The sequence below is a fragment of the Gordonia sp. i37 genome, from assembly GCF_002043085.1.
GTDB lineage: Bacteria > Actinomycetota > Actinomycetes > Mycobacteriales > Mycobacteriaceae > Gordonia > Gordonia polyisoprenivorans.
This window is the reverse complement of the sequence record NZ_MVPX01000469.1, coordinates 1-11,883: the sequence shown is the minus strand read 5'-3', so window position 1 is coordinate 11,883 and position 11,883 is coordinate 1. Positions and strand designations below refer to the sequence as shown.

General features: G+C 67.3%; 10 protein-coding genes. 3 read left to right on the top strand and 7 right to left on the bottom strand.

Translation table 11 applies throughout. The features are described from left to right. On the bottom strand, positions 1–772 hold a 772-nt coding region (locus B1964_RS22840; RefSeq protein ID WP_172398932.1), incomplete at its 3' end, for an MMPL family transporter. A gap of 238 nt (positions 773–1,010) precedes the next feature. Here B1964_RS22840 and B1964_RS22835 point away from each other — a divergent pair. After that, complete coding sequence (locus tag B1964_RS22835) at positions 1,011–2,138, top strand: NDMA-dependent alcohol dehydrogenase (RefSeq protein ID WP_006369386.1); 1,128 nt, start codon at positions 1,011–1,013, stop codon at positions 2,136–2,138. A gap of 24 nt (positions 2,139–2,162) precedes the next feature. Here B1964_RS22835 and B1964_RS22830 read toward each other — a convergent pair whose 3' ends face one another. The 3 genes from B1964_RS22830 to B1964_RS22820 all read right to left on the bottom strand — a co-directional run bounded on the left by B1964_RS22830 (position 2,163) and on the right by B1964_RS22820 (position 5,697). Then, the gene (locus B1964_RS22830; protein WP_240524086.1) at positions 2,163–2,726 is read right to left on the bottom strand and encodes a potassium channel family protein; all 564 of its coding nucleotides are present in this window, start codon (positions 2,724–2,726) and stop codon (positions 2,163–2,165) included. Beyond that, on the bottom strand, positions 2,710–4,704 hold the full coding sequence (locus tag B1964_RS22825) for a M13 family metallopeptidase (protein WP_079931393.1): 1,995 nt from the start codon (positions 4,702–4,704) through the stop codon (positions 2,710–2,712). Before B1964_RS22825 ends, B1964_RS22830 begins: the two co-directional genes overlap by 17 nt. A gap of 228 nt (positions 4,705–4,932) precedes the next feature. After that, complete coding sequence (locus B1964_RS22820) at positions 4,933–5,697, bottom strand: pirin family protein (RefSeq protein WP_079931392.1); 765 nt, start codon at positions 5,695–5,697, stop codon at positions 4,933–4,935. A 627-nt stretch (positions 5,698–6,324) separates the two neighbouring features. Here B1964_RS22820 and B1964_RS22815 point away from each other — a divergent pair. Then, positions 6,325–7,962: an NTF2-like N-terminal transpeptidase domain-containing protein gene (locus B1964_RS22815; RefSeq protein WP_079931391.1), complete on the top strand. Its 1,638-nt coding sequence runs from the start codon at positions 6,325–6,327 to the stop codon at positions 7,960–7,962. A gap of 46 nt (positions 7,963–8,008) precedes the next feature. On the opposite strand, the gene B1964_RS22810 is transcribed toward B1964_RS22815, so the two are convergent. Together B1964_RS22810 and B1964_RS22805 are read right to left on the bottom strand one after the other, a co-directional pair. Beyond that, positions 8,009–8,497: a DUF3054 domain-containing protein gene (locus B1964_RS22810; RefSeq protein WP_253194135.1), complete on the bottom strand. Its 489-nt coding sequence runs from the start codon at positions 8,495–8,497 to the stop codon at positions 8,009–8,011. A 28-nt stretch (positions 8,498–8,525) separates the two neighbouring features. Beyond that, a complete protein-coding gene (locus B1964_RS22805) occupies positions 8,526–9,701 on the bottom strand; it encodes a TIGR00374 family protein (protein WP_079931389.1) in 1,176 nt (391 codons plus the stop codon). 163 nt (positions 9,702–9,864) lie between these two features. Here B1964_RS22805 and B1964_RS22800 point away from each other — a divergent pair, with 163 nt between their 5' ends. Continuing rightward, a complete protein-coding gene (locus B1964_RS22800; RefSeq protein WP_253194134.1) occupies positions 9,865–11,133 on the top strand; it encodes an AI-2E family transporter in 1,269 nt (422 codons plus the stop codon). A 4-nt stretch (positions 11,134–11,137) separates the two neighbouring features. On the opposite strand, the gene B1964_RS31205 is transcribed toward B1964_RS22800, so the two are convergent. Continuing rightward, a complete protein-coding gene (locus B1964_RS31205) occupies positions 11,138–11,425 on the bottom strand; it encodes a hypothetical protein (RefSeq protein ID WP_253194133.1) in 288 nt (95 codons plus the stop codon). Positions 11,426–11,883: the final 458 nt, after the last annotated feature.

Here is an 11,883-nt window from a genome sequence, read left to right as displayed (position 1 = left end):
GCGACACCAGCAGCAGCGCGTAGTCGGTGGCGGCGCCGAAGACCAGGATGAACAGGATGCCCTGGCTCTGTCCGTTGAGTTCGAGCCAGCCCTGATCGGCGGCGAAGTACACCGCCCCGGAGGCCAGACCGAGCGCGAAGACCGCTGAGATGAGTACGACGAAAGGCAGGATCGGGCTGCGGTAGACGACGACGAGGATGAGCACGACGACGGCACCGGCCACCAGCAGCAACAGACCGTCGATGCCGGCGAACGCCTCGCCGAGGTCGGCGACCTGCCCGGCCGGGCCGGTGACCTTGACCTCGAGGCCGTTGGGTGGATTGGCCAGCGAGTCCCGCAACGTCTTGACGGTGTCGGCGGGCTCGCCCTTGGTGGAGATCGGGATGAAGACCTCGGCGGCCTTGCCGTCCTTGGAGCCGATGACCGGCGAGAACGCCGATGCGAAGCCCTCTTTGCCCTGCAGTCGCTGGGTCTGCTCGGTGAGGTAGGCGCGGTCGGCGGCGGTGATCCCCGAGTCGCGGACCGCGATCACGATGGCCGGGATCTCGGTGGTGTCCTGGAACCGGGACAGTTGATCGTTGACCTGGGTCGACTCGGCCGAGGCCGGCAGGAACGCGGTGTTGTCGTTGGTCGAGACCGAGGCGAGCTTCCCGGCGAACGGCCCGAGCCCCCCGCCGATGATCAGCCACACCAGGATCAGCAGGGCCGGGATCAGCCAGCGCAGAAACGAGCGCCGGGAAGGTCGAGAGTCGGGCATTTCCGAACTGGCCATGCGGTCATCCTTTCACGAGTCCGGAAGCCATTCGGTGCCGCGGCGGGATCGGAGGGGTCCTGGTGCCCGGCGAACCGTCCGCGTCGGTACTTGCGTACCGATCGCGGTGACGACGACGCCGGTTGCTGTGTAGATGTTTTGCGGCGGAACCTATCTCACGAAATCCATGCCGAGGCGTGCATGGATGGACGACGATGGCGACCGGGGCATTTGACTGTGCCGAGAAAGGGGCAGAACCATGAAGACCAAGGGCGCGATCCTGCGCGAACCCGGACAACCGTGGCAGATCGAGGAGATCGAGGTCGGCGACCCGGTCGCCGGCGAGGTCCAGGTGCGCTTGGCCGCGTCCGGGCTGTGCCATTCCGACCACCACCTGCGCACCGGCGACAGCCCGGCACCGATGCCGGTGCTCGGCGGACACGAGGGCGCCGGGGTGGTCACCAAGGTCGGTCCGGGTGTGACGCGGCTGGCCGAAGGTGATCACGTCGTCACCGCATTCATCCCGGCCTGCGGCACCTGCGAACCGTGCTCGCGGGGATTGCAGAACATCTGCGACGAGGGCGCACGGCTGCTGACGGGACTGTCGATCTCCGATGACACCCACCGCCTGCACACCGCCGACGGGACGCCACTGACGCCGATGTGTCTGCTGGGCACCTTCGCGCCCTACATCACCGTCAACGAGGCCTCGCTGGTCAAGATCGAGGACGACATCCCGCTGCGCGAGGCGGCGCTGCTCGGCTGCGGTGTGGCCACCGGATGGGGATCGGCCGTCGAGATCGGCGACACCCACACCGGCGACACGGTGGTCGTCATCGGCATCGGCGGCGTCGGGATCAACTCGATCCAGGGTGCGGCCGCGGCCGGCGCGCGCTACGTGGTCGCCATCGACCCGGTGCCGTTCAAACTGCAGATGGCCGAGAAGCTCGGAGCGACACACACCTTCGCCTCGATCGAGGAGGCCGCTCCGGTTCTGGGCGAGATCACCTGGGGCAAGATGGCCAACACCACGGTGATCACGGTCGGCGAGATCTTCGGTGACATCATCGCGCCGGCGTTGAGCCTGACCGGCAAGGGCGGCCAGGTGGTCGTCACCGGCATGGGCAACTTCGCCTCGATGGACGTCAAGCTCAACCTCTTCGAGCTGACCCTGCTGCAGAAGCGGGTCCAGGGTGCGATCTTCGGCGGGACCGGACCGCGTACCCAGATCCCGAACCTGTTGCGCGAGTACCGGGCCGGGCGGCTGAACCTCTCGGATCTGATCACCACAACCTACCGACAGGATCAGATCAACGAGGCCTACGACGACATGCTGTCGGGCAAGAACATTCGCGGCATGATCGTCTACGGCGACGACGACTACTGACCTGCACCGAAGTTCGACACCGCGCTAACCGACCGGCCCGTCGTGGCCGGTCGGTTTGCGTCGTGCACTGACCAGCAGGCTCAGGAACCGGATTCCGAGGCCGAGTAGGGCAAAGGTGCTGACCATCTGGATCGACACCGCGACACGGGTTTCCTGAGCGACGGCAGCGATGTCGCCGAATCCGGTGGTCGTGAACACCGTCAGACTGAAGTACAGCGCGTCGATCCGGGTGAGTTTCTCGGTGAAACTACCGTGATCATAGTCGGAGAAGATGAAATACATTGTCGCGAAGGCGATCACGTAGAACGTGGCCAGCGCCACCAACATCTCGAGGGCGGTGACCACCGGGTACGGTGACCGCAGGAAGTGGTGGATCTCGTAGCCGCAGAACGCAATCAGCAATGCAACACCGACCAGGAACCCCAGGGCCTTGGAGTTGCTCGCGGCGTTGATCGGCAACAGGAAATAACCGAACAGCAAGATCACACCCGCCGCGATCGGCCGTACCACGCCGGCGGCCATCTCGAGGCGGGTGACCTCGTGGCCGCCGATCAGCCGACGGCGATGCGGTTCACCAGATCCGGACACGGTCGGCGTCCGGGAGGAACAGAGCATCGCCCTCGGTGACGCCGAACGCCTCGTAAAACGCGTCGATATTCCGGACGACCCCATTGCAGCGGAACTCCGGCGGCGAGTGCGGATCGATCGACAGTCGGCGGATGGCCTCGGCCTCACGGGTTTTGGTGCGCCAGATCTGCGCCCAGCTGTAGAACACCCGCTGGGTTCCGGTGAGGCCGTCGATCTCCGGCACGTCGGTCCCCGAGGTTGCGAGATCGTAGGCGACGAGCGCGATCGACAACCCGCCGAGGTCGCCGATGTTCTCGCCGATGGTGAACTCGCCGTTCACCTTGTACTTCTCGTCGAGACCCTCGGGTGTGAACTCGTTGTACTGATCGATGAGTGTGCGGGTGCGAGTGGAGAATTCGGCGCGGTCGGCGTCGCTCCACCAGTTCACGAGGTTGCCGTCACCGTCGTACTTGGCGCCCTGATCGTCGAACCCGTGGCCGATCTCGTGGCCGATCACCGCGCCGATGCCGCCGTAGTTGGCGGCGTCGTCGGCATCGGGATCGAAGAACGGTGGCTGCAAGATGGCCGCGGGGAAGACGATCTCGTTCATCCCCGGGTTGTAGTAGGCGTTGACCGTCTGCGGCGTCATGAACCACTCGTCGCGGTCGACCGGTGCGCCGATCTTCGCGAACTCCCGATCCTGCTCGAAAGACGCGGCGCGCGCGACGTTTCCGATGAGATCGCCACGATCGACGGTCAGCGCACTGTAATCCCGCCAATGCGCCGGGTAGCCGATCTTCGGGGTGAACTTGCCGAGTTTGGTCAGCGCCTTCTCCCGGGTGGCCGGGGTCATCCACTCCAGTTCGGAGATGTTGCGACGGTAGGCCTCGACGAGATTGCCGATCAGTTCGTCCATTCGCGCCTTGGCCTCGGGCGGGAAATGCTTGGCCACATACAGTCGTCCGACGGCGAAGCCCATCGCGTTCTCGACGAAGCCCACGCCCCGCTTCCAGCGGTCCCGATTGGTCTCCGCGCCGGTCAGGGTGCGACCGTAGAAATCGAAGTTCTCGTCGACGAATGCCGAGGACAGATACGGCGCCGCTGTGCGCAGCAACCGCCACGACAACCAGGTCGTCCAGTCCGACAAGGGGGCCTGGGCGACGAGCGCCGAGACGTCGGTGACGAAGGACGGCTGCCCCACGACCACCTCGGCGAACGTGGTGTCGCCGACCGTGCCCAGACCGCCGAACCACGAGTGAAGATCGAAACCCGATGCCGCGGAACCGAACTCGTCGAGACTCATCAGGTTGTATGTGAGCTCCGCGTCGCGACGGCGGACCACGTCCCAATGGTGGCCGGCGATCGCGGTCTCCAGACGCAGTACCGTGGCCGCCCGGTCGTCGGCGTCGTCGAAGCCGGCGAGGGTGAACATCTGCGCCACATGCGCCCGGTAGGCGTCCAGCGTCGCGGCGTGCTTGTCCTCGCGGTAGTAGGACTCGTCGGGCAGGCCGAGTCCCGACTGCACGACGTGCACGAGGTAGCGGTCGGACTGGCGGGCGTCGGTGTCGACGTAGAACCCGAAGAGCCCGCCGACGCCGTGCCGCTGCAGCCGACCCATGCGTGCGGAGAGCTCACTGACGTCGGAGATCGAGGCGATGGCCTCGAGCTCGCCGGAGATCGGGCCGATGCCGAGCGCTTCGATGTGCTCGGTGTCCATGAAGGAGCCGTAGAGATCGCCGATCTTGGCGGCGTCGGTGCCGCTCTCGGGATTCGATTCGGCGGCTTCGACGATGATGTCGCGGACGTTCTCCTCGGCGCGATCGCGCAGCACGTGGAAGGCACCGTCGACCGATCGGTCCTCGGGGATGGTGTGGGACTCCAGCCACTTGCCGTTGACGTGGGTGAACAGGTCGTCCTGGACGCGCACGGCGTCGTCGACCCAGTCGAGGTCCAGTCCGGAAGCGGGGAGAGAAGTATTCGACACAGTCACGCGTTCCATCCTGTCACCGCCGTCGCGATCCGTCAGCCGGCATGGTCGGGTAGGGATCACGGGTGTTCGCGAGAAACATCGGATGAGTGCGGTCAGTCCGACGTGGCCGCCCTGCCTCTCGCCTGTTTTCAGTCATCCGGCGAGTAGCTCGACCGCAAAAGCCCAGGTCAGCGAGCGCGGCTACTGGAGAAATGACTGAAAACAGGCGATCGGCTCAGAACTCTTCGAAAGCTGAGTTCAGAACTCCCCGAGTGCCGAGTTCATCGCCCAGTACAGGATCTCGGCGTTCTCGCCGGCCGTCAGCTCCGCGTCGTCGACGTCGGTTCCGCGTGCGGCGTCCCCGGCGCCGAGCTCGATGGGTGCCTGCGGGTCGTCGGCGTCCACCGAGACATCCGCCGACCCGGTGACGACGAACAGATGGGTGAACCGTGCCCCGGGGAGCCGGATCGTCGAGCCCGCCGAGGGGCGGGCGGCATACAGTGTCGCGCCGGCGTTCGCGATCGAGATGGCCGCCTCGTGGGTGGGATCGCCGGAGGCCACCGTCACCAGGGCGCCGGTGGACAGCTCCGCGGAGATGTCGCGCTGGGCGTAGGAGGGGGACAGACCGTGACTGTCGGGCATGACCCACATCTGCACGTAGTGCGTGGTCGATGTACCCGACCCCGGAAGGTCGGGCCAGGGGTCGTTGCGCTCGGAGTGGTCGATACCGCGTCCGGCGCTCATGCGTTGGGCCAGACCGGGGACCACCACGCCCGCATGCCCCGCGGAGTCGCGGTGGACCAGAGAGCCCGAGCTCACCCATGTGACGATCTCGGATTCTTGATGGTGATGTGATCCGAAACCACAATCGGGCGCTAAAAATTCTTCATTAGATGCAATTAAGGCACCATGATGGGTGTTGGCTGGATCATAGTGATCCCCGAAGGAGAAGCAATGGTAGGAGGTGAGCCAGGCGGTCGCCGTCAGGCTCCTGTCTCCGGCCCGAATGACCGTGTAGCCCATACCCCATTATGGGCATCCGAGAACAGCACGGATTCGGGCCCGTCCCGCGCTGCCCGCACTCCGCAGCCCTCGCCACGGTCGCCGTCGGGTCGTCATCGCGCCGCGGACGACGAAGCCGAGGTGCGGCCCGTACCTCGCGGGCCCCGCGATCGCCGCGTCGACGACAGAACGCCGGTCCGCGCCCCCGGCCGCCCACCCGCCGTCAACAGGCGTGCGGTATCCGGAGCTTCGGCCGCGGAGCGGGCGGTCGGGCCATCCCGGCGGCAAGCGCCTCGCCCCCGCGCGGGTGACATGCCCCCGCGATCCAGTACTCGGTCCGCTGCGGCGTCGCGCCCAGACCCCGTGCGTCCAGACCCCGTGCGTCCAGACCCCGTGCGTCCAGACCCCGTGCGTACTGCCAAGCACTCGCGCGCCGACACCCAGCCCAGGTCGTCCACGTCGACAATCGCGACACCCACCGCACGCGACAGCAGGACGGGCGGCGCGCCCGACAAGGGCGTCGTGTCACTGACGAAGACGGTCGCCCGCGACAAAACCGCGGCACGAGACACGATCGTGACCGGTCCGAATCCCGACTGCAAGCCCACGGGATCGAAATCGCGTGTGACTAGAGTGAAAATTGTGACTATGGGTTCTCGTGTGAAGTGGGCGGTGCTGGCCGCGTGCGTCGTGCTGATCTGTGCGGCCGCATTCGGCATCAAGGAGTTGGTCGCACCGACCCCCGACACCGGTGCCAAGTCGGCGATCAATGCCTTCGCCGCCGCGTGGGGACGCCAGGACGCGGCGGCGACGGCGTCGCTGACCACCGCACCCGGCCAGGCCGGTGAGTCCTTCACCCAGACCTTCCAGGCGATGAACGCCCGTGAGGTCGACGTCGAGGTCCGCAAGCCGGTCGAATACAGCGACGGCACCGCGTCGTTCTCCCTGCAGACGACGTGGAAGTTCGACGCCGACCACAGCTTCACCTCGACCACCTCCGGCGGTGCGCGGCACCTGTCGACCGGGTGGAAGGTCACCTGGGACCCGGGCGTGATCTATCCGGGGCTGCCCGCGGGCGGCAACCTGCGGGAGATCCGCACCGATGCCACACCTGCGCCGACGGTCACCAGCCGCTCCGGCAAGACCTTCATGTATCTGCAGCCGGTCAACGAGATCGTCCTCGACCCCACCCAGACCCGCAACGTCAACGCCTCTGCGGCGGCATTGGCCAACGCGCTCGCCCCGATCGCCCCCCTGATCACCACCTCGGTGATCAATCAGAAGCTGGCCCAGACGCCGGGTCAGGCCATCACCGCGGTCACCCTGCGCAACTCCGACATGGCTGTTCTCAGTCGTGACCCGGCGTCGGTGCCCGGGGTCACGGTGCGCAAGGCCGGCATGCTCGTCATGGCCGATCGGCGCCTGTCCTCACCGTTGGAGGCGGGTCTGACCAATTACTGGCAGGCCATCCGCGACGCCACCGCCGGCTGGCAGGTGCAGATGGTCGGGCCGGGATTGGCCCCGCAGCGGCTCGACGGAGAGCAGGGCCCGCCCGGACCTGCCGTGTCCACCTCGGTCGATCAGGGCGTCCAGCTCAGTCTCGGTGACGCCGCCGTCGAGGTCGGCCAGCCGGCGACGATCATGGCGCTCGACGCGAAGACCGGGGCGATTCTCGGTGTGGCACAGAATGATTACGCGGCCGACCGGGGTAACAACCTCGACGCCGCCTACCCCGTCGGCACCACCCTCGACCCGGTGCTCGCCGCCGTCGACAAGTCGGCCCGCGCGAACCAGGAGACCACCGATCAGGTGCTCGATCGGCTCGGCCTGGGCGTGCAGTTCACCATTCCCGGCGCCAGCGCACCGACCCAGGGGTCGGGCGTCGCGACGATCGATCTGCAGTCGGCGGCGTCGCGGATGTCGATGACCAACATGGCCGCGCTCGGGGTGGCGATGGCGCGCAGTGCGTCGGGCACGATGAGCTCGGTGGCGCCCTACGTCATCAACGGTGTGCCGACCAAGGTTGCCGGCGGGTCGCTGGGGAATCTCGATGCCGGGCTGACCACTCCGATCTGGGCCGCGATGACGAGCACCGCCAAGTCCGGCGACGCCAGTGATCTCACCAGCGCTCCCGGGCTGCGTGCGCTGGTCGGCACCAACGGGCCCGAGGGTCCCGGGTGGTTCGTCGGCGTCCAGGGCGGAAAGGTCATCGTCGTCTACACCGAGGGGCCGAAGTCGGGGACCGCAGCACTGCAGGTGGCGCAGAAGTACTTCCGGATCAACTGAGTCATCAACCGCGACCCGGTGTGGACCGAGGCCCGATCGTGGCCGGCTACTGCGCGGCGTCGGCCGGTCGGGGTGGTTCGGCAGTCGCCGTGCGCCGCAGGATGAGAGCTGCCAGCGCCCGCCAGCCCAGGAGCACCAGGCCGAGGAACAGTGAGGCGACGATGATGAAGCTCACCTCGGTGCCCTCGTGGAGCAGATACCGCAGGATCATGCCGACGGTGACGGTGCAGAACCAGATGGCCAACCCGGCCGGTGCCAGGCGCTCCGGGCGGAAGTCGCGACCGAACCAATCGCTGGAACGGACGTGGGAGTAGACGTAGACGATCGACCAGCCGACCGCTGTCCCGGCGAGGAACGGCCACAGCGTCTGAGCCACACCGAGCGGGTTGAAACCGTTGTGGTGTGAGGCCCGTCCGATCAGCACGAACACGGATACGGCGACGATGTCGACGAGTGCGGTGACCGGCAACTGCACGTGTGCAGACGCCTGTGACTGGGACCTGGCCCCCCTGGTGGCCATGTCAGGACTCGACATGGTCATCCACGGTAGCCCGAAATCCTCGTCAGGCCGAACTCGCTCCGTCATTCGGAGGATCCGGGCGGCCCTCGGCGCGCGGTGTGTGGTCGGATGTGCCGGTCTCGTCCTGCTCCTCGAGCTCGTCGATCACCATCTCGCGTTCGCGGTCGTAGGTGGCCTCGAGTTCGCCCTTGTCGCGGATGCCCGTCCGGAACTTCGCGAGGATGACGACCCATCCGACGGCTGCGATCAACACGTAGCTGACGATCCGATAGACCAGCACGGCGGTCAGCGCGTCCGCGGCCGGCATGCCCGCGGTGGTCAACGCCGGCACCAGGACCGCATCGACGACACCGATCCCACCGGGCAGCAGCGGCACCGCGGTGCCCACCGCCTTGCCGGCGGCGTAGGCGACCATCACCCCCGAGATCGACGGGTGCACGCCGACCGCCCAGCACGCGAACATCAGACAGGCGATGTCGGTGACCCAGTTGAACAGACTCCAGCCGAACGCGATGGTGGTGTCGCGGCGGGTCAACTGCACCGCGCGGAGCTGTTCGAGGACCTCGTTGAATCGCTCCAGACCCGAGTCCTCGGGCTTGTTGCGCAGATGGTTGTACCAGCCCAGAACCCGTTCGCCGGTGGACTGCAGCGACTCGGGGTGGGTGGCCAGGTACTGCAGGACGAGCGCGACGGCGACGAAGCCGACGATGGAGAACATCAGCGAGAACGGGTTGGTCTTGGCGCCGGCGAGCACCGCGCCGCCGAACCCGAGGACGGCCAGACCCACGCCCGCCAGCAATCCCGACATCACCACCTGCCAGGACGCGACGACCGGCGTGGCACCCCACTTGCGGGTTTCGCGATAGGTGAACGCAGGCGCCAGCACCTGACCGCCGGGCATTGTCTGCGACAACGAGTTGGCCGCCAGCACGACCGCCAGCGATTGCAGCTGCCGGACCCGCACCCCGGCCGAGCGCAGCAGTGCTCGCTGGACCTGGGCGAAGCTGTCCATCGAGAGCACGGCCGCGACGATGCACGCCACCAGCCACACCCAGTCCAGGTCGCCGGTTCGGTGCCAGACCTGCTCGAGTTTCGGCCAGATCAGCACCACCTCGACCGCGAGAATCGCGATCACCAACGCGAGCAATACCCATCGGAGCCACCAGAATCGGCGACGCAATGCCGGATGCGCGCCGACCGACGGATGCTCCGATGACATAGCCATCACCCTAACGACCGCTACGCTGACAATTGTGAACGATGGTTCCCCGGCGGGCTCCGCGTCCGGCGACGGTGACGACGGGTCCCAGCCAGGTGTGTCCCAGCCAGGTGTGTCCCAGCCAGGTGTGTCGCAGCCAGGTGTGTCCCAGCCGGGTCGGGGTATGGCCGACCTCGACCGGTCGTCGGTACATCCGATGGTCCGCAAGGCGGCCGAGTGGAGTTGGCGGCTTCTGCTGATCCTGGCGGCGATCTACGTCGTGGGTCGGTTGTTCAAGAAGTTCGACGAGGTCACGGTGCCACTGGCATTGGCGATCCTGCTGTCGGCGTTCTTGGTGCCCGCCGTCGATTTCCTCAATCGCCGTCGGGTTCCGCGGTCGCTGGCGGTCGTCATCGTGATGCTCACTGCGCTCGGCGTGGTCGCGGGTGTGCTGACCTTTGTCGGGCGGGCCTTCGTCAGTGGGTTCCCGCAGTTGACCAATGAGGTGGTCGCGACGGTCGACCAGACGCGAAAGTGGTTGACCAACGGGCCATTGGATATCGACCCCTCGCAGGTCAATCATCTCGGCAACAACATCATCGACCTGATGCAGCACAATCAGGCAAAGCTCGCCAGCGGCGCACTCGCCACCGCGACCACCGCCACCGAGCTGATCACCGGCCTGCTGTTGATGATCTTCCTGATGATCTTCTTCCTCTACGGGGGCGGTCAGATCTGGGAGTTCTGCGCGCATCTGATCCCGCGCGGCTCCCGGGAGAAGGTCGTCGCGGCGGGGGTCGCCGGTTTCGGAACGCTGGTGGCGTATGTGCGTGCGACCGTTGTGGTCGCGCTCGTCGACGCCGTCTGCATCGGGATCGGCCTGGCGATTCTCCGTGTGCCGCTGGCGCTTCCGCTGGCCACGGTGATCTTTCTGTTCTCCTTCATCCCGATCGTCGGTGCGCTGATCAGCGGGACCCTCGCGGTGATCATCGCGCTGGTCACCCAGGGCTGGTTGACCGCGGTGATCGTGCTGGCGATCCTCGTCGGCGTCATGCAACTCGAAGGGCATGTGCTGCAACCGTTCCTGATGGGTCGTTCGGTGCGATTACATCCGGTTGCCGTGGTCCTCGGGATCGGCGCGGGTATCGTCGCCTCCGGAATCGTCGGCGGTCTGCTCGCCGTGCCCGTGATCGCCTTCGCCAACACCGCGATCCGCTATCTGCGCGGCACCCCGCTGACCGAGGTGATCAAGGGCGACAAGGGGTTCGAGGCGGCACCCGATCCGCCGATCTGGGATCGATTACATCTCGATCAGGCGATCGTCGACGCCGAACAACTCGCCGAGGAGATCGGCGACGACGATGCGGACGCCGGCCGCAACGGGCCGGAGCCGGACCGCGAGAACCCCGATCGCACGGACGCGGGCCCGGAGGATTCCGGCCGCAAGCCCTGAGGTCTCAGTCGCCCGTCTGGCCGCTGCGGCTGCGACGCAGCAACTCGTGCACGCTGATCCGATCATCATCCTCGGTGTCGCGGGCATGACGATCCGATGTCGTCCGGTCACGGCCCGGCGAGGCGGCTCGCGGGTCGTCGGCGGACGCCGCACCCGCGCGATCGGGTCCGGCACGACCTGGTGCGGCCGGATCGGGGACGTCGGCCGTGGCGGTCGGGTCCGCGGTGGTCGGATCACTGACGGCGCGTGGCGGCACCAGCCGCGACGATCCCTGCGACAGACCACGATCCATGGGGGAGGGGCGGTCGGGACGTGCCTCGGTGGGGGCCGGGCGACCGCGTCGAGAGCGTTCCTCCGGGCTCAACGATGCGGCCAGCGGACGCTGGCCGGTCTGGTCGAGCTCGGGCCGACGCGACAGCGGTGATCCCGGTCCCGGTTGTGGCCCGCTCGCGCTGCCGGGTGGGGGTCCCGAGGGCGGTGGTGCTGACGGCGGGGTCGGCGGCCGGCGGGTCAGGTCGGGACGTGCACGGTGACCCGGCTGGGATTGAGTGCCCGGCTGCGATTGAGTGCCCCGCTGGGGGCGGCCCGTCGCCGGCGGTGCCGTTCGGGGGCGCGGCGCGTTCGGTGGTTGCGGCGTACCCGGTGATTGCGGCCGTGCTGCGCCCGAAGAGCTAGCGGCGCCCGAAGTGTTCGGCGCGCCGGGCGATTCCGTTGCTCCAGCGACCGGGCCGGGCGCACTGAGTCGGATGG

Coding starts and splice junctions, on each gene's coding strand:
- B1964_RS22805 (WP_079931389.1), bottom strand. CDS start 9,701: ATGTCATCGGAGCATCCGTCGGTCGGCGCGCATCCGGCATTGCGTCGC.
- B1964_RS31205 (WP_253194133.1), bottom strand. CDS start 11,425: ATGGATCGTGGTCTGTCGCAGGGATCGTCGCGGCTGGTGCCGCCACGC.
- B1964_RS22825 (WP_079931393.1), bottom strand. CDS start 4,704: ATGGAACGCGTGACTGTGTCGAATACTTCTCTCCCCGCTTCCGGACTG.
- B1964_RS22815 (WP_079931391.1), top strand. CDS start 6,325: ATGGGTTCTCGTGTGAAGTGGGCGGTGCTGGCCGCGTGCGTCGTGCTG.
- B1964_RS22820 (WP_079931392.1), bottom strand. CDS start 5,697: ATGGGCTACACGGTCATTCGGGCCGGAGACAGGAGCCTGACGGCGACC.
- B1964_RS22810 (WP_253194135.1), bottom strand. CDS start 8,497: ATGTCGAGTCCTGACATGGCCACCAGGGGGGCCAGGTCCCAGTCACAG.
- B1964_RS22835 (WP_006369386.1), top strand. CDS start 1,011: ATGAAGACCAAGGGCGCGATCCTGCGCGAACCCGGACAACCGTGGCAG.
- B1964_RS22800 (WP_253194134.1), top strand. CDS start 9,865: ATGGCCGACCTCGACCGGTCGTCGGTACATCCGATGGTCCGCAAGGCG.